12 protein-coding genes and 1 pseudogene are annotated in these 16,681 nt (G+C 53.0%); 10 read left to right on the forward strand and 3 right to left on the reverse strand.

All coding sequences use genetic code 11. The annotated features are described in order from the left end of the window. The 10 genes and pseudogenes from hpaE (at position 1) to MIH19_RS18890 (ending at position 12,123) form a co-directional block, all read left to right on the forward strand. The gene (hpaE, locus tag MIH19_RS18845; protein ID WP_249006316.1) at positions 1–1,536 is read left to right on the forward strand and encodes a 5-carboxymethyl-2-hydroxymuconate semialdehyde dehydrogenase; all 1,536 of its coding nucleotides are present in this window, start codon (positions 1–3) and stop codon (positions 1,534–1,536) included. Between the two features lie 18 nt (positions 1,537–1,554). Continuing rightward, positions 1,555–2,517, forward strand: a complete 963-nt coding sequence (hpaA, locus tag MIH19_RS18850; RefSeq protein ID WP_249006317.1) for a 4-hydroxyphenylacetate catabolism regulatory protein HpaA — start codon at positions 1,555–1,557, stop codon at positions 2,515–2,517. A gap of 105 nt (positions 2,518–2,622) precedes the next feature. Further along, positions 2,623–3,045, forward strand: a complete 423-nt coding sequence (gene hpaR / locus MIH19_RS18855) for a homoprotocatechuate degradation operon regulator HpaR (protein ID WP_249006318.1) — start codon at positions 2,623–2,625, stop codon at positions 3,043–3,045. A 219-nt stretch (positions 3,046–3,264) separates the two neighbouring features. Next, positions 3,265–4,695: an aldehyde dehydrogenase family protein gene (locus MIH19_RS18860; protein WP_249006319.1), complete on the forward strand. Its 1,431-nt coding sequence runs from the start codon at positions 3,265–3,267 to the stop codon at positions 4,693–4,695. 75 nt (positions 4,696–4,770) lie between these two features. Then, on the forward strand, positions 4,771–5,967 hold the full coding sequence (locus MIH19_RS18865; RefSeq protein WP_249006320.1) for a multidrug effflux MFS transporter: 1,197 nt from the start codon (positions 4,771–4,773) through the stop codon (positions 5,965–5,967). Positions 5,968–6,238: 271 nt separating this feature from the next. After that, positions 6,239–8,140: an FAD-binding monooxygenase gene (locus tag MIH19_RS18870; protein WP_249006321.1), complete on the forward strand. Its 1,902-nt coding sequence runs from the start codon at positions 6,239–6,241 to the stop codon at positions 8,138–8,140. Positions 8,141–8,220: 80 nt separating this feature from the next. Next, a complete protein-coding gene (gene hpaD / locus MIH19_RS18875; protein ID WP_249006322.1) occupies positions 8,221–9,147 on the forward strand; it encodes a 3,4-dihydroxyphenylacetate 2,3-dioxygenase in 927 nt (308 codons plus the stop codon). 92 nt (positions 9,148–9,239) lie between these two features. Further along, a pseudogene (locus tag MIH19_RS18880) lies at positions 9,240–9,512 on the forward strand (MFS transporter); the annotation flags it as partial. A 409-nt stretch (positions 9,513–9,921) separates the two neighbouring features. Further along, complete coding sequence (locus MIH19_RS18885) at positions 9,922–11,091, forward strand: p-hydroxyphenylacetate 3-hydroxylase oxygenase component (protein WP_249006323.1); 1,170 nt, start codon at positions 9,922–9,924, stop codon at positions 11,089–11,091. 93 nt (positions 11,092–11,184) lie between these two features. Beyond that, entirely contained in the window at positions 11,185–12,123 is a 939-nt protein-coding gene (locus MIH19_RS18890; protein WP_249006324.1) for a p-hydroxyphenylacetate 3-hydroxylase reductase component, read from the forward strand. Positions 12,124–12,197: 74 nt separating this feature from the next. On the opposite strand, the gene MIH19_RS18895 is transcribed toward MIH19_RS18890, so the two are convergent. The 3 genes from MIH19_RS18895 to MIH19_RS18905 all read right to left on the reverse strand — a co-directional run bounded on the left by MIH19_RS18895 (position 12,198) and on the right by MIH19_RS18905 (position 16,667). Then, the gene (locus MIH19_RS18895; protein ID WP_249006325.1) at positions 12,198–13,610 is read right to left on the reverse strand and encodes an aldehyde dehydrogenase family protein; all 1,413 of its coding nucleotides are present in this window, start codon (positions 13,608–13,610) and stop codon (positions 12,198–12,200) included. Positions 13,611–13,681: 71 nt separating this feature from the next. Beyond that, positions 13,682–15,001 (reverse strand): alginate export family protein, encoded by a 1,320-nt coding sequence (locus tag MIH19_RS18900; protein WP_249006326.1) that lies wholly within the window; start codon positions 14,999–15,001, stop codon positions 13,682–13,684. Positions 15,002–15,179: 178 nt separating this feature from the next. Further along, on the reverse strand, positions 15,180–16,667 hold the full coding sequence (locus tag MIH19_RS18905; RefSeq protein WP_249006327.1) for a tripartite tricarboxylate transporter permease: 1,488 nt from the start codon (positions 16,665–16,667) through the stop codon (positions 15,180–15,182). Positions 16,668–16,681: the final 14 nt, after the last annotated feature.

The following is a 16,681-nucleotide window of genomic DNA, read 5'->3' on the forward strand; positions in this document are numbered from 1 at the left end:
ATGAGCGATACACTGGCAACCAACCTGGAGCGCGCGCAGCAGTATCTGGAGCGCTTCAAAAATACCACCACCGGGCACTACATCAACGGTGAATTTACTCTGGGTAACGGCGGTCGTGAATACGATAACCTTACTCCTACCGACAACAGCAGCATTGGCAAGATAATGGCAGGCTCCGTGGCCGACATGGATGCAGCCTGTGAAGCGGCTGAAAACGCCTTTGAAGCGTGGACCAACTTACCCGGTGCCGAACGTAAAAGGATGCTGCACGAATTTGCTGACCGCCTCGTTGAGCGCGCTGACGAAATCGCACTGGTCGAATCTATGGACTGCGGTCAGGCGATCCGCTTTATGAAGCAGGCCGCCCTGCGTGGCGCGGCTAACTTCCGCTTCTTCGCCGACAAGGCCACCGAAGCGCAGAACGGACTGGCTCTGCATCAGGATGAGCACACCAACTTCACCATCCGCAGAGCCATTGGCCCGGTTGGCATCATTACTCCGTGGAACACGCCGTTCATGTTGTCCACCTGGAAAATCGCTCCGGCACTGGCGGCAGGCTGTACGGTGGTGCACAAACCAGCAGAACTGACCCCGTTGAGCGCTTATATTCTGGCCGAGATCGCAAATGAAGTCCTGCCTAAAGGCGTGTGGAATATGGTCAACGGCTTCGGTGAAGACGCCGGCAAACGTCTCACCGAACATCCGGCCATCAAAGCGGTCGCTCTGGTAGGCGAAACCGCTACCGGATCGCACATTATGCGTCAGGGTGCAGAAACCCTGAAACGCATGCACTTTGAGTTGGGCGGAAAGAATCCGGTTATCGTTTTTGACGACGCTGATTTTGAACGTGCACTGGATGCCGTTGTGTTCATGATTTACAGCCTGAATGGGCAGCGCTGCACATCATCAAGTCGCCTCATAATTCAAAGCGGCATTCGTGACAAGTTCGTCGCCGCGCTGGAACAACGCGTGCGTAATCTGCGCGTGGGCCATTCGCTGGATCCGGAAACCGAAGTGGGACCATTAGTGGCCACCGAACACTTCAACAAGGTTCTGAGCTACTTCGACATTGCCAAACAAGACGGCGCCAGGATCGCCGTCGGTGGCCGGCGCGTTACCGAAGCAACGCCAGAACTGAACCCGAAAGGGAACTACGTTGAGCCAACCCTGTTTACCGGTGCCAGCAATCAGATGCGCATCGCCCAGGAAGAAATCTTTGGCCCGGTACTGACGACCATTACCTTCGACACCGAAGAAGAGGCTGTTAAGATTGCCAATGACACCCAGTACGGCCTGTCTGGCTACATCTGGACGGAAAATACCGGCCGCGCCATGCGCATGGCCAGGCACGTTCAGGCCGGCATGTTATGGGTGAATTCTGAAAATAACCGTAATTTGCCGTCTCCGTTCGGCGGTATCAAGATGTCCGGCATAGGCCGTGACGGCGGTGATTGGAGCTTCGATTTCTACATGGAAACCAAGAACATCTGCATCGCGCATGGTACTCACCGTGTTCCGACTCTTGGCAAACGCTAAGCGTTGCTGCTACAGGCCATGCCAGCACCTTTTGGTGCTGGCATGGCCGCCTGCCCTGTCTGTTACAATCGTGCTATGAGCGCCTCCAATCACAGCGAATGGATTCCCAACATAGTCCTGGGGCAGGATTACGACCGACGCTATATCGACGCGCCCATTCACTACGATGCTCTGGAAAATCTGGCAGTTTTTTTTGGTCGTGATATGCCTGTGCACCGTCACGCCCAATACCTTCAGATTCATTACATTGACCGCGGCGAGATCAGCTTCCATATTGATGACAAGGTCTACCATGTTCCTGGCCCCAGCCTGATTTTGACGCCGCCTTCTGTACCCCACTCTTTTCTGACCAGATCCGATGCCTGCGGCCACGTCTTAACCATTCACCAGTCCATTGTGTGGCAGCTCCTGAAAGATGGCCTGCAGCAAGAGATGGACACAGAGTTGAATCACGGCATCTGCATTGTGCAAGCCGATCTGGAACTTGAGCAACGGGCGCAGTGGCCACCGATTACTCAGACCTTTAACAATCTAAAGATCGAGTGGTTGCGGAAGCACCCAGCCCAACGACTAGCCCTGCACGCACTGGTACGCCTGCTCTTAATTCAGATTAGCCGTCTGTCTAAAAAGGAGGCAGAGAGTACAACTGTCAACAACGATGACCTGCAGATTTTTCGTCGCTTCTCCGATTTGATCGAAGAGCACTACCGCCAACACTGGCACCTGCCGGAATACACCTGCCGGCTAGGTATCTCTGAGAGCCGGTTGCACCAGATATGCCAGCACGTATCCAATCGCTCGCCGAAGAAACTGATCCACGACCGTATTATTCAGGAAACCAAACGGCTGCTAATCTTCAGCACCCTTTCCAGTAACGATATCTGTTACCAGCTTGGTTTCTCTGACCCGGCCTACTTTTCTCGCTTTTTCAAACGCCACACAAACTCCACTGCACAGCGCTACCGCCGCCAACAGCAATAGGCGCGGCACGTCCGGTTGCTGCTAACAAGCCTGATCAGTATAATTTCGCTCGCTTCGCAGAACGGACTACAGCGACCGACACGAACACCAAAAAGTGAACCATTGATGCGTAAATATGATGACTCCTTACCTCTGAAGTTGCTCAAGGCGCGTGAAGTAACTATGAGCTTCTTCCGACCGCTGCTGCAATCGATTCCGCTTACTGAGCAGCAATGGCGTGTCATTCGCGCACTGGTCGAGCATGGTGAACTGGAATCAAAGCAGCTCGCTGAATTGTGCTGCATCCTCAGCCCTAGCCTGACCGGCATTATCAGCCGACTCGAACAGCAGGACTATATTTATCGTCGCCGCTCACCAGAGGACCAGCGCCGCGTGCTGATTAGTCTGACCGACAAGGCCAGGCAAATGTTTGACAGTGTTAGTCCGGCACTGGAAGCCCGTTACGCAAAAGTCACCGAGCAGTTCTCCCAGAAGAATATGCGGCAGCTGGCAGATCTGCTAGATCAGCTCTGCCAAATAAAACCCTGACTCCCTCTGATAATCCGATCTATCGTTAGGAGGCAACTGCTCTGGCAGCCGTTGACTTTAATTAATATGTTAACTACTATTAGTTAATATATTAACTTAATTTTGAGCTCGGCTGTTAATCAGAACGGATGACATATTTTACAAACATTCTACGCCGTTCTGAGCGCAGACAAGACGCAAAACGATAATCCAACATTCAAGTAGGCGGAGACCCATCTCATGCTGCAAACATCCTACCCCTACTATTTGGCTAACGAAGCCTTGACACCGAACCAGGATCTGGTGGTGTATGACAAGTTCACTGGTGAAGTTGCAACCCGTGTCGCCATAGCAGATGCCGAAGCGATCGACCGGGCAATCGCAGCGGCTGACGCCGCAGCTGAGCCGATGCGCAAGCTCCCAGCCTACAAGCGCCAAGCGATCCTGAACCACTGTGTCAGGCGATTCGAAGAGCGTGCCGAAGAGCTTGCAGTTGCGCTTTGCGTTGAAGCCGGCAAGCCTATCAAGGATTCACGCGGTGAAGTCACGCGCCTGATCGACACTTTCCGTATTGCGGCCGAAGAATCTGTCCGCATCGGCGGTGAAGTTATTCCCATGGACATCAACCCCCGTGCCGAGGGTTACACCGGTATGTGGAAGCGCGTGCCAATCGGTGTCTGTTCTTTTATTTCACCGTTCAATTTCCCGCTGAACTTGGCCGCACACAAAGTTGCACCAGCCATCGCAGCAGGCTGTCCTTTCATTCTGAAACCGGCAAGCCTGACCCCAATTGGTGCAATCATTATCGGTGAAGTACTGGCTGAAACAGATCTGCCCAAGGGAGCATTCTCCATCTTGCCTTGCCATCGCGACGGCGCCGATCTGTTCACAACCGATGAGCGCTTGAAACTCCTGAGCTTCACCGGCTCTCCCGATGTGGGTTGGAAATTGAAGGCCAAAGCCGGCAAGAAGCCTGTGGTCCTGGAGTTGGGCGGCAACGCTGCCTGCGTTATAGATGAAGGTACGGATATCGACGATGCCGTCTCGCGCATCGTGTTCGGCGCGTACTACCAGTCAGGTCAGAGCTGCATTAGCGTGCAACGTATTATGGTGCACGAGAAGCACTACGATGAAGTGCGCGAAAAGCTTACCGTTGCGGTAAAAGCTCTGATACACGGCGACCCGAAAAACGAAAGCACTTTCATCGGCCCAATGATCTCCGAAAAAGAAGCAACCCGACTGCATGACTGGGTACTCGAAGCCAAAGAATCTGGCGCCAGTGTTCTGGCGGGCGGCGACCGTAACGGCGCCATGTTGCAGGCAACATTGATGGAGAACGTGGGTTCAAGGCAAAACCTGAACACCCGGGAAGCCTTCGGCCCAGTCGCCATTTTGTCCAGGTTCAGCGACTTCGACGCCGCGTTAAAGGAAGTGAACAATTCTGACTTTGGTCTTCAGGCCGGTATCTTTACCCGTGATATTTATAAAATCCAGAAGGCGTGGGACGAATTGGAAGTTGGCGGTGTGGTAATTGGCGACGTTCCGTCCTGGCGCGTAGACCACATGCCATACGGCGGCGTGAAAGACAGCGGTCTGGGTCGTGAAGGCATTCGCTACGCGATTGAAGACATGACTGAACTGCGCCTTTTGGTTATCCGCAACCCCAACTAAACGCTATCCGGTTTAACTTTAATGCCCCAACAAGGCTCCAGGGCTACACCGATTGCATGACCGGGCCGAAACACGTTGAAAGCAACACCGTCAATTGCTCTGCTGGCACTGATTGCTATGGCCAGCCCGCTGGCCCTGAACGCTTTCGTGCCAGCAATGCCAGATGCAGCGGCTGCGCTGAATGTGGATGTCGCCACTATTCAACTGACTTTTACCTTCTATCTTCTGACACTGGCCATCGGCCAATTAGTTGCCGGGCCGTTGGCAGACTATTTCGGTCGCCGGCCTGTGCTGCTGACCGGCCTTGGCCTGCACACAGTTGGCAGCCTGTTTGCCGCATCGGCTGACGGCGTCGATATGCTGATTGCGGGTCGCGTTCTACAGGCGCTCGGTGGCAGCGCCTGCATGGCACTGGTTCGAGCCATTATTCTTGATGTGCATGGTCGGCAGGGCGCAGCTGGCCGGTTGGGTTATGTGGTCATGGCCATCGCCATTGCTCAGGCGATCGCACCTGCCATTGGCGGCTATTTAAACCTTTGGAGCGGATGGAACTCTATATTTTATCTATCTGTTTTCGCGGGTGCCCTGATCTGGCTGGTGGCTTTGCGTAAGTTGCCTGAAACCATCCATATCCGCAGTGACAGCCTTCGCCTTGGCAACATTCTTAAGCGGTATCGTACCGTACTAAACTCTAAGCAATATCTGGGGTATGTGCTGTCTACCACAGCAGTGGCCGCGGCTTTCTATTTGTTTGTTAGCAGCAGCCCTTACATTGTGACAGGGCAATTGGGAGGCAATTCGGCCCAATTCGGAAGCTGGTTTCTAATTGTATCTCTAGCCTTCGTGGTAGGAAGTTTTCTGTCAACGCGCCTGACACACTTGCTTAGCGTCGACCAGATGATACTCAGCGGCAACCTGCTTTCACTGCTCGGAGCGGCTTTGCTGGCAGGCGTTTCTGTTGTCAATCAACTCAGTTTTGCCGGCTTATTTCTGCCAATGGCGTTACTGATATTTGGTCGCGGCCTGAGCCAGCCCAACGCTCAGTCGGCAGCCATTAATAGCAGCGACAGCTCAGCCGGAACTGCATCAGGGTTGATGGGCTTTATTCAGCTGATAACCGGCGCCGCCATCGCCCAATTGGTGCCTGTTATGCTGGAATATAACATTACATTGATATTCGGTTGCATATTGTTAGCGCCTATCATTGCCCTTATGGCGCATTGCAGCGTCTGGCAACGAAGACACGACAAAAGAGGAAAACCAAATGATTAAGCTCCCACACCGGATGAAATACAGAAAAGTGCAACAATAAAGCAGAATTTTACATTTCTTGCACACACTTAACTGAGCACAATAGAAATGATGGTTCATATATCATCATTTCTATTGTGGTTTGAAAAAATTCAAAACCTGATTATGACCTGAGCCAGCACTACAAAGGCCATCATGTACGAACAAAAGAAGCGGATTCATATAATAAACGGCGCAAACCGGTATCGATATCGTCCAGCCGCGCTCAGACAACAATAAAGGAGAAGCAACGATGCAGTTTCACCATCATGGCTACGTATCCAGTGACCCGAGAATCGAAGAAGCTTCCGGTACAGGAATTAATCGCCCCGGGACGCTACCGGACGTTGTCGACGTTCTTATCGTCGGCGGCGGTCCTGCCGGCGTCATTACCGCCGCTCAGTTGGCGAAGTTCCCAGATATTACCACCCGACTGATCGAAAGACGCCCCGGGCGACTTGAAATCGGCCAAGCCGATGGCATCCAGGCACGCAGCGTGGAAACATTCCAGGCGTTTGGTTTTGCCGGAAGAATCACCGCAGAGGCCTACCGCATTTCCGAGATGGCCTTTTGGGCCCCAGACGCAGATAATCCCGCGAACATTACCCGCTCCTCGGTAGTGCTGGATGATGCCAACGGTGAAATCAGCGAGTTTCCCCATTTAATCGTCAACCAGGCCAGGGTTCTCGATTACTTCGCCGAATTCGCTAAAAACGCCCCCGCCCGACTAATCGCCGATCAGGGTCTTGAATTCATTGAGCTGACGATTCACAACGGCGACGACTATCCCGTCAAGGCAACACTACGCCATACCGCGGGCGATAAAGACGGCGAGGAATTTACGGTAAAAGCGAAATACGTTGTCGGTTGCGATGGCGCGCGCAGCCGCGTTCGTGAATCGATTGGCCGCAAGCATATAGGCGCGGCAGCGAATCATGCCTGGGGTGTTATGGATGTGCTGGTCGACACCGACTTCCCGGACATTCGCACCAAGTGCGCTATTCAGTCATCAGCCGGTGGCAGTATTTTGCTCATTCCTCGCGAAGGAGGTCACCTGGTTCGGCTGTATGTCGATCTCGGCGAAGTCGCTAAGGATGACAACCGTCAGGTACGCCAGACTACTCTGGAATCCACGATCGCCAAGGCAAACCAGATCCTGCATCCCTACACTGTAGATGTAAAGGATTGCGCCTGGCACACGGTCTACGAAGTTGGCCACCGGGTGACCGACAAATTCGATGACGTGCCGCCCGGCGAGGAAGGCTCGCGGGCTCCACGGGTCTTCATCACCGGTGACGCCTGCCACACACATAGTGCCAAAGCAGGTCAGGGGATGAACGTGTCCATGCAAGACGGTTGGAACATCGCCTGGAAGCTGGGCCATGTGCTTTCAGGCATTGCGCCCGAATCGCTGCTCGACACCTATTCAAGTGAACGCCAGGTTGTTGCGCAGAATCTGATTGATTTTGACCGCGAATGGTCGTCTTTGATGGCCAAGCCCGCCGAGGAGTTCGAAACCCCCCAAGAACTCGCGGATTTTTATCTCAGAACCGCAGAATTTCCAGCCGGCTTCATGACCGAGTATCAGGCGTCGATGATCACGGGCACTACAAAACAGCAGAGTCTGGCCACCGGCTTCCCAGTTGGCAAACGCTTTAAATCGGCCTTTGTAATGCGAGTTTGCGACGGTAATAAGGTTCATCTGGGACACCATGCGACGGCCGATGGACGCTGGCGGATCTACGCCTTCGCCGACAGTGCGCGCCCCGGTACAGATTCCCGCGTAGCTGCCTGGGCGGAGTGGATGCTTAACTCACCTGACTCGCCGGTGGTGAAATATACCCCCGAGGGTTCTGACCCTGACAGCCTGTTCGACATCAAGGTCATTTATCAACAGCCCTATGGTGAAGTCGAATTCGGCCCATCGGTGCCGGCCATTTTTGCTCCGAAAGTCGGCCCATTCCACCTGACCGACTATGAGAAAGTGTATGCCGTTGACCCAGCCGTCAACATTTTTGAAGAGCGCGGCATCGACAAAGAAGGGGCCGTGGTGGTGGTGCGACCCGACCATTATGTTTCACAAGTGCTTTCTCTTGCGGACATTGACGAACTTGCCACTTTCTTTGACGGAGCCCTAAGCCGCCGCGACCGATGATGCCCTCGCCTAACGATGGTAAGCATCAGCTGGGATAGGGATTCGAAACAGAAACAGAAACAATAAAAGAGGAAAACCTAATGGGTAAGCTCGCATTAGCAGCAAAAATTACGCACGTACCATCCATGTACTTGTCGGAACTGGACGGCCCGCGAAAGGGCTTTCGGCAGGCGGCCATTGACGGACATATCGAGATCGGCCGCCGCTGCCGCGAGCTGGGCGTTGATACCATTGTGGTATTCGATACCCACTGGCTGGTGAATGCTAACTACCACATTAACTGCGGCGCCCACTTCAAGGGCAACTACACCAGCGGGGAACTCCCCCATTTCATCTCCAACATGGAGTTTGAATACGACGGCAACCCGGAACTGGGCAAGCTGCTGGCGGCAGAATGTAATGCTCAGGGAGTTGAAACACTGGCCCATGACAAAACTACTCTCGACCCTGAGTACGGCACCCTGGTACCGATGCGCTACATGAACGAAGACCGTCATTTCAAAGTGATCGCGGTTTCTGCCATGTGTACCGTGCACTACCTGAATGACAGTGCGCGATTGGGTTGGGCGATGCGCAAGGCAATTGAAGAGCATTACGATGGCACGGTAGCCATTTTGGCCAGCGGCTCTCTGTCTCACCGCTTTGCCCAAAACGGTCAGGCACCCGAATTTGCAACCAAAACCTGGTCTCCGTTCCTGGAACGTCTGGATCACGATGTGGTGCGGATGTGGGAAAACGGCGAGTGGGAAGACTTCTGTGAGATGCTGCCCGAATACGCCGCAAAAGGTCACGGTGAAGGTTTTATGCACGACACCGCTATGTTGTTGGGCGCAATGGGCTGGTCCGAATACGACCAGAAAGCAGAAGTATTAACACCCTATTTTGGCAGTTCAGGTACCGGCCAGATCAACGCCGTATTCCCGATCTCCAAGGTCAGCGGCGACAAAGTTCCGTCGGCTCAGGCCTCGGTTACCAAATCTTTTGTACCGGGTTCAAGCCGCCTCTGAGGCTGAACTCCAGATTTTACGACGGCCTGCACCTGCAGGCCGTTTTTATTTGGGTCCGTTCAATACCCGACACCTAACCAGGAAGTTCACCAATGTCATCGGTAGCCAATCCTAAACGATTAATCGTACTGCTGGCCGCACTGGTCGCCTTCGGGCCGCTGTCGATCGACATGTATCTGCCCGGCCTGCCGCTGATAGCCCAAGACCTGCAGGCACCCGAATCTAGCATTCAGCTCACTATCAGCGTTTTTCTGGCCGGCTTGTTTGTCGGCACGCTGTTTTACGGACCGCTATCAGACAAATACGGCCGCCGCCGCCTGTTACTCGGTGGCATTATTTTGTACCTGACCGCCAGCATCGGCTGCTGCGGGACTGGCTGTTGCCTGTCAGTTTGGCCATGGCGCGCTCGCCAGCTCAGCAACCAGCGCCCTGCACGACGGTACGGCCTTACCAATGGCGTTAATTATCGGTCTTACCGGCTACGGTTCTCTGGCTGCACTGGCGCTAACGCGCCGGCCTGCAACCTGACTTGAGCAGTGCTGTAGAAAAGCTATCGATTAATTTATTTCGATAGTTTTTTTGATCTCGAAAAGCGAGACCTGAAAAATACAGAAAAATGCAATGATAAGAGAGAATATTACATTTCCTGCAAAAGCTTAACTCCGCATAATTGTTTATATCTTGCACAAATCAGTATCAAAACTGTATTTCAACGAACCACTCGATAACCAATCACGATACAAACGAATCAATTAACAAAAAGAGACTGTTCAAATGCATAACCAGAACCCGATGTTAGACAAACTCAAGGAGGTCCTTCCTGCGATCCGCGCCAACGCCTCTAAGGCCATTGAGCTACGCAAGATACCTCAGGAAAACGTTGAGATGCTGCACGGCATCGGCCTGAACCGCGCTTTTTTACCAAAAGCCTACGGTGGTCTGGAAATGTCTATGCCGGAATTCACCAGCTGCGTGGCAGCCCTGGCGGGTGCCTGCTGCTCCACTGCCTGGGGTTACAGCCTGTTGTGCACCCATAACCATCAGATGGCGATGTTCAGCAAGCACGCTCAAGACGAGTTCTGGGGCGAAAACCCCGACACCATAGCGTCTAGCTCCATTGCACCTTTCGGCAAACACGAAGAAACCGAAGGCGGCATCATTTTCAATGGTGATATGAAGTGGAGTTCCGGTGTTGATCACGCAGATTGGATCATCGTAGGTTTTATCCGGATCAACAGCGCCGATGGGAAAGACTACAGCTTTGCCATTATCCCCAAGAGTGACTTCACTATTATTGATGACTGGTACTCCGTCGGCATGCAGGGCAGCGGAACCAAAACCGCCAGAATAAAGAATGCGTTTGTACCCGAACACCGCATTCAGGCCGCTCTGGACATGATGGAAGGCCGCCATGTGGGTCGCTCTCTGTACCCGGACAGCAAGATTTACCAAACCCCCTACCGCCCCTATTTTGCCTGTGGCTTCGCCGCCATGAGCCTGGGCGTGGCCGAGCGCATGATCGAAGTATATAAAGAACTGACCCTGAACCGTGTCCGTGCCTACACCGGAGCAATAGTGAAAGAGTCGATTCCACCGATTCTGCGTATTGCCGAATCTTACCAGCAGGTATCGGCTGCACGCGCCTATCTGGAAAAAGTCTGGGACGAGCAAAAAGACTACGGCGAGCGTCACCAGTACCCGGATCGTTACACTCTGGCACACTGGCGTACCAATCAAGCCTACGCCATCAAAATGTGCGTGGAAGCCGTCAACCGCCTATGGGCCGTAATGGGCGCTTCTAACTGGTACCAGGATCGTGAAAGCCAGCGCCTGTGGCACGAGTCCAACATGACCGCTGCCCATGCCTACACCGATTACGACGTTTGCGCCCAAATCATCGGTCGAGAGGTTCTGGGCCTGGAGCCAGATCCCAGCCTGCTATGATTTTTCCTGACTAAGAAATGCCCCGAGGAGCAGGTCGAAAGACCTGCTCCTTCGCCGCCATACCTATAAGAATCTAACAATCCAGGTGCCCTTATGAACAATCAAACCGTTGAGTTCGACCCCAAGGCATTTCGCCGTGCGCTAGGAAACTTCGCCACCGGCATTACCGTAGTAACCGCCCAGACGCCGGATGGCGCTAAAACCGGCGTTACCGCCAACAGCTTCAACTCCGTTTCACTGGATCCCGCACTGGTTCTGTGGAGCATCGACAAGCGCTCTGGCAGCTGCGAGATTTTTGACAAGGCGAGTCACTTCGCCGTTAACGTTCTGGCCGCCGGTCAGATTGACGTCTCTAACCACTTCGCCCGCCCGAGTGACGACAAATTTTCCACTATTGATTTCACTGAAGGCTTCGGTGAGGCGCCAATACTTAACGATACGGCAGCCTGCTTTCAATGTGAATCCTATAAAACCGTTGACGGTGGTGACCACTGGATTCTGATTGGCAAAGTTGTTGCCTTTGAGGACGCTGGCCGTGCGCCGCTGGTTTATCATCAGGGCAGCTATTCCGTAGTCATGCCACACACCCGCTTCCCCGCCACCAAACACGGTGAGCCGGCGGCTATTGGACGCCTGAAATCACGCCTCAACGACAATCTGTATTATCTGATGGTTCAGGCTTCGCGTGCCTACCAGGCTGACTATACACCGCTTCAGCTGTCCACTGGGTTGCGTACCAGCGAAGCACGCATGTTAATGGTACTGCAAGAAACGCCGCAGCTCTGCCGCAAGGAACTGTCGCAGGAAGTTAACATGCCAGATGTTGAAATCGACAACTCGGCGGAAATCCTGCAGCGTAAGGGTCTGGTGAGTTTCTCGGAAGACTGCTACAACATTACAGCTTTGGGTGAGGAGCAAGCCGAAGCGCTCTGGGCTTTGTCACGTCAAGAACAGGAGAAACAGTTCGGCGAGTTCAGCAAAGACGAGATTGCCACCTTCAGGAAGATTCTGAGCAGCCTGGCCCGCCGCTAAACACAACAAAAAAGGCTCCCCGAGGGGAGCCAATAGCAACATCACTGCTGATCAGATTGCCAATAACGATTGGGCTACTTACGAGCGTGAATCACTTGCAGTTGTGTGTATTCCAGCAATCCTTCCAAGCCAAACTCGATACCAACACCCGACATTTTACTGCCACCGAAAGGGGCGTTTGGCAGCACTTCAGAGTGGTTGTTGATCCATACAGTACCGCACTGCAACTGCCGGGCAACCGTGTTTGCCAAATCAAGATCCGAACCCCAAACAGAGCCGCCCAAACCGAACTTGCTGTCGTTGGCCATTGCAACAGCTTGCTCGGCATTGGAATAAGAGATGACGGGCAAAACGGGCCCAAACTGTTCTTCATCAACCAGTCGCGTGCCATTCGAAACACCTGCCACGATGGTGGGCGGATAAAAGTAACCCTTGCCTGAGCTCGCTTGACCACCAGAAACAACCCGGCCGCCGTTCTTAACGGCGTCTTCAACCAGCTCCGTTACCAGCCGGTACTGGTTGGCGTTTTGTATCGGGCCAAAGGTGGTTGCTGGCTCTAGGCCATTGCCCACTACTTGGCTGGCAGCAATATCGGCCAGCTTCTGGCAGGCTTCCTCGTATTGGCTTTCGTGCACGTACAGCCGCTTAAGGGCCGCGCAGGTTTGTCCCATGTTAATGAATGCGGTGTTGAAAATGCCCTCTGCAATTGACCCGATATCAGCACCCGGCAGAACAATAGCGGCATCATTACCGCCAAGTTCCAGGGTCAGGCGCTTCAGCGTATTCGAGGCATTGGCCATAATCTTCTGACCCGTTGGGGTAGACCCGGTAAATATAACCTTGTTGATATGGGCATGGCTGCTAATAGCATTACCAATTTCAGCCTCGCCCAGCACCACGTTTACTACCCCGGCAGGCAGTACCTCATTCATGATTTCGACGAGGCGCAGGGTATTCAACGGCGTTAAGCCAGAAGGCTTTGAAATAACCGTGTTACCAGTACGCAGTGCCGGAATAATGTGCCAGATGGCAATCATCAGCGGCCAGTTCCAAGGCGTGATGGATGCAACAACGCCTAATGGTTTGCGGTGCGCTGTAATGCGGCGAGCGTCACTGTCTTCAAAAACTTCTGCCGGTATCTCCAAATCAGCGTTGTAGCGCGACCAGGCAACCGCTGCGCCCACTTCCATTTGGGCAAAACCTAAAGGTTTACCCTGCTCCTGCACAATAATCTTGGCCAGCTCGTCCGCATTGGTTTCAATGCGGTCTGCAATTTGATGTATCAGACGGCTACGTTCCGCATCCGGCGTTTGGCTCCATGCCGGCAATGCTTTTTGAGCCGCGGCAACGGCTTTATCAAGTTGCTCAGTACTGGCCATAGTGCATTGGCAAATGGCTTCTTCAGTCGCTGGATTAATCACCGCGAAAGGCTCACCCGCGCCGGTGACAAGCTGACCATCAATAAGCATCTGGTTTTTAAAAGTCATGGGATACATCGCTCCAGTTTCCGACAGGAACCCGGCGGGTTCCTGTCGTTGAGGTCTATCAAAAGGCCCTATTAGAAGGGAACAATAGCGATTATCTGTGCGTAAACGTTCGTATCATCGTTGCCGAGCTGAGTACCACCGTTAGCGGCGCTGTTATCTGGCGAGTAGAAGCCAACCAGCGGGCTTAGAATAAGGTTGGGCGTAACAACCCACTCGGCGTAAATGTCGATTTCCTGGCCATCAAGTGCACCACTGCCCCCGGCTGTGTCGCTGAAGTCAAAGAACAGCGCACCAACGCTAACCATCTCGCTCGGCGAGGCTTTTATGGCAATGTGATGAACGTCGGCATCAGAGTTGAATGGTCCCGCATAATTAGCGGCTACTTCGCCCTGGAACCAGGTGCCATAGCCACGGTTGAAACCGAAAAATAGCGGATCAAAACCTTCCTCAAAAGTAGAATAGCGGTAGCTCGCGCTCGGTGACCAGGGCAAACCGGCAAAGGTCCAGCCCCCCTCAACATACCAGGCATCGGCACTCGCGCTATCGTCGCCCTGATCCTGAGTCACATACTCGCCCGACAGGAACAGATTTTCGACGCCGGCGTTACCCTGATAACGCAAACTCATCGTTTCCTGGCCATCTCGTGACGGCCTTGCTTCGGCATCTAGCCCTTTAATATAGCTAGCACCAAAAGTACCGGCAGCCATAACGTATTCGGTATTAAGGCCTGCCAGCTCCGTTTCGTTCTGGGCAACGTTGTCAGATTTGAGCCAGAACATATCGGCGCGTGCGCCATCACTGCCACCGATACGAACGATCGCCGTTCTATCGAAGGCCTTGCGTGCGGCCAGCCAGTAACTTCCACCGCGATTCAAGCTGCCATCAAAGGCTTTACCAAAGTTTAGAGCGTCGCCGTTAATCAGAAATCCATCGCCAATTGCAAAGTTCTGGCGACCAAACGAGATGTCCAGACCATCCTCGCCCAACATCGAAATCAAGCTGCCAGAACGCCAGCCTAGGTAGGCATCTTCCAGAGTGGATTTTGATTCCTCACCGGTGGTGAACCCTGCTGCATCGCCATCACCCCAAGTCGCAGAGCTGACCATGTTCACACCGCCGTATAAAGCCGCACTGCTAGCTCCCAATGTTTGGCTGCCAGACAAACCGTACTTAATGTAACCCTCACGCCAGTCGGAGCTACCTTCCGTTTTACCGCCAGTGGTACCGTAGTTTTCTCCGCTGGTGAATACACCGAAGGCCGCTTCAATATCAACGTTAAGCTCGGTGCCGTCTTTGCTGTAGAAATTGTAGGCAGAAGCAGAGCCGGATGCGGCAGCAATGGCTGAACCCAACAAAGCGGCGGTTAACGATAGTTTAAAGTTTTTTTTCATCTTTTTATTCCTTTTTATAGCAGTCGGTCATTGTTTTTAGCGTGCGTTCAAAAAGGTGCTCGTAAGGCGTTCGGTTATTCAGTTAAGCAGAGCGTTCTCTGGTTCGGACTACAGTGCTTTCTCCAAAGTGATTTATGGGAAGTATTTTTCTGTCATGAACTTAAATTGTAAAAACACGTCATTGAAAACTCTGTTTGCGCTGGCGCAATTGGCTCCAAACATAAATACCAATAGAGAGGGCAATCATCACCAGTAATGTCAGACTTATCGGTCGTTGCAGGAACACAGTTAAATCTCCTCCCGCCATGCTCAAAGCCTGCTGTGTTCGAGTAAGGAATAGCGGGCCTAAAACTAATCCCAGAACGATGGGCACGGCCGGAATCTGATTGCGTTTTAAGACGTAACCAAAAATGGCGAAGCCGAGGGCAATCAAGCAATCGGTAAACTGATAGCTCTGGCTGTAGCTGCCGATAAAGCCCAGCACCAAAATGAAGGCGCCAATAAACCGTCCGCGTACCCGCGTGAGGTTGACGATCCACTTGGTAGCAAAAGTAAGATAAGTAAAAACCACCACGTTCATCAGCAATAGTGAAATATACAAGCCAGAAATAAACTCGGGCCGCTCAGCGAACAGAGTGGGACCGGGGATGTAGTTGTGCACCATAAACACTGACAAAAGCATTGCCATCAAAGCATCAGCTGGAATCCCGAACGCCAATAAAGGAATCATCACTGACGCCGTTACAGCGTTGTTAGAGGTTTCGGATGCAATCAGCCCCTCCGGCGCGCCCTCACCAAATTTCTCCGGTGTTTTGGAAAATTTTTGCGCTAACGTGTACGAAAAAAACTGCGAGCCGAATTCACCCACGCCAGGCAGTAGGCCCATAAACACTCCCAGCGCGGCAGAGCGAATAACGGTAACCTTGTGTCTGAGCAAATCCGCCACACCAGAGAATAATCCACCCTCGGCCAACTTGACGATCTTGGCATCATTACCCCGTTGAGCCAGTAGAATGAAAGCCTGTGACATGGCGAACAAACCAATAACAGCTGGCACCAGCGGCATGCCAGAAAGCAACCAACTCTGCCCAAATGTATAAACCTGCGTGCTATAAGACAAATCCAGGCCGATAGTGCCAAGAAAAATGCCCAGCCCCAGCATCATTGCCGCTTCCACCACGTGCTTGCGATGCGCTAGCACAACAAAGATCATCCCCAATGCCGCCAGCATGGCGAACTCGGCTGAGCCGAACTTACGAGCAACCTGGGACAAGATCGGCGCCAGCATAATCAATGAAAAAACGCTGATTAGGCCGCCTACGAAAGACGAAGTGAAGGCAATCGACAGCGCTCTTCGGGCTTCGCCGCGTTCGGCCATGGGGTAGCCGTCATAAGTGGTTAGCACGGCAACCGGGGTGCCCGGTGTATTCATCAGAATGGCGGGTATGGCGCCGCCGTACCAAGCGCCACCATAAACACCCAGCAGCAGCGAAACGCCTGGCAACGGCTCCATAGAAAACGTGATTGGTAGAAGAATTGCCATCACACCGGCAGGCTCCAACCCCGGAATCGAGCCGATGGTAACGCCAATTAGAGCGCCAATGACGATTGCCATAATAACGTTTAAATTAGCGACTTCATTAAGGCCTAGCAGAATTGTATCCACGGTAGTCAAACCTC

The sequence above is a fragment of the Marinobacter sp. M1C genome (assembly GCF_023314135.1).
In the GTDB taxonomy this organism is placed as follows: Bacteria; Pseudomonadota; Gammaproteobacteria; order Pseudomonadales; family Oleiphilaceae; genus Marinobacter.

Coding starts and splice junctions, on each gene's coding strand:
- hpaR (WP_249006318.1), top strand. CDS start 2,623: ATGCGTAAATATGATGACTCCTTACCTCTGAAGTTGCTCAAGGCGCGT.
- MIH19_RS18890 (WP_249006324.1), top strand. CDS start 11,185: ATGAACAATCAAACCGTTGAGTTCGACCCCAAGGCATTTCGCCGTGCG.
- hpaE (WP_249006316.1), top strand. CDS start 1: ATGAGCGATACACTGGCAACCAACCTGGAGCGCGCGCAGCAGTATCTG.
- MIH19_RS18895 (WP_249006325.1), bottom strand. CDS start 13,610: ATGACTTTTAAAAACCAGATGCTTATTGATGGTCAGCTTGTCACCGGC.
- hpaD (WP_249006322.1), top strand. CDS start 8,221: ATGGGTAAGCTCGCATTAGCAGCAAAAATTACGCACGTACCATCCATG.
- MIH19_RS18870 (WP_249006321.1), top strand. CDS start 6,239: ATGCAGTTTCACCATCATGGCTACGTATCCAGTGACCCGAGAATCGAA.
- MIH19_RS18860 (WP_249006319.1), top strand. CDS start 3,265: ATGCTGCAAACATCCTACCCCTACTATTTGGCTAACGAAGCCTTGACA.
- MIH19_RS18885 (WP_249006323.1), top strand. CDS start 9,922: ATGCATAACCAGAACCCGATGTTAGACAAACTCAAGGAGGTCCTTCCT.
- hpaA (WP_249006317.1), top strand. CDS start 1,555: ATGCCAGCACCTTTTGGTGCTGGCATGGCCGCCTGCCCTGTCTGTTAC.
- MIH19_RS18900 (WP_249006326.1), bottom strand. CDS start 15,001: ATGAAAAAAAACTTTAAACTATCGTTAACCGCCGCTTTGTTGGGTTCA.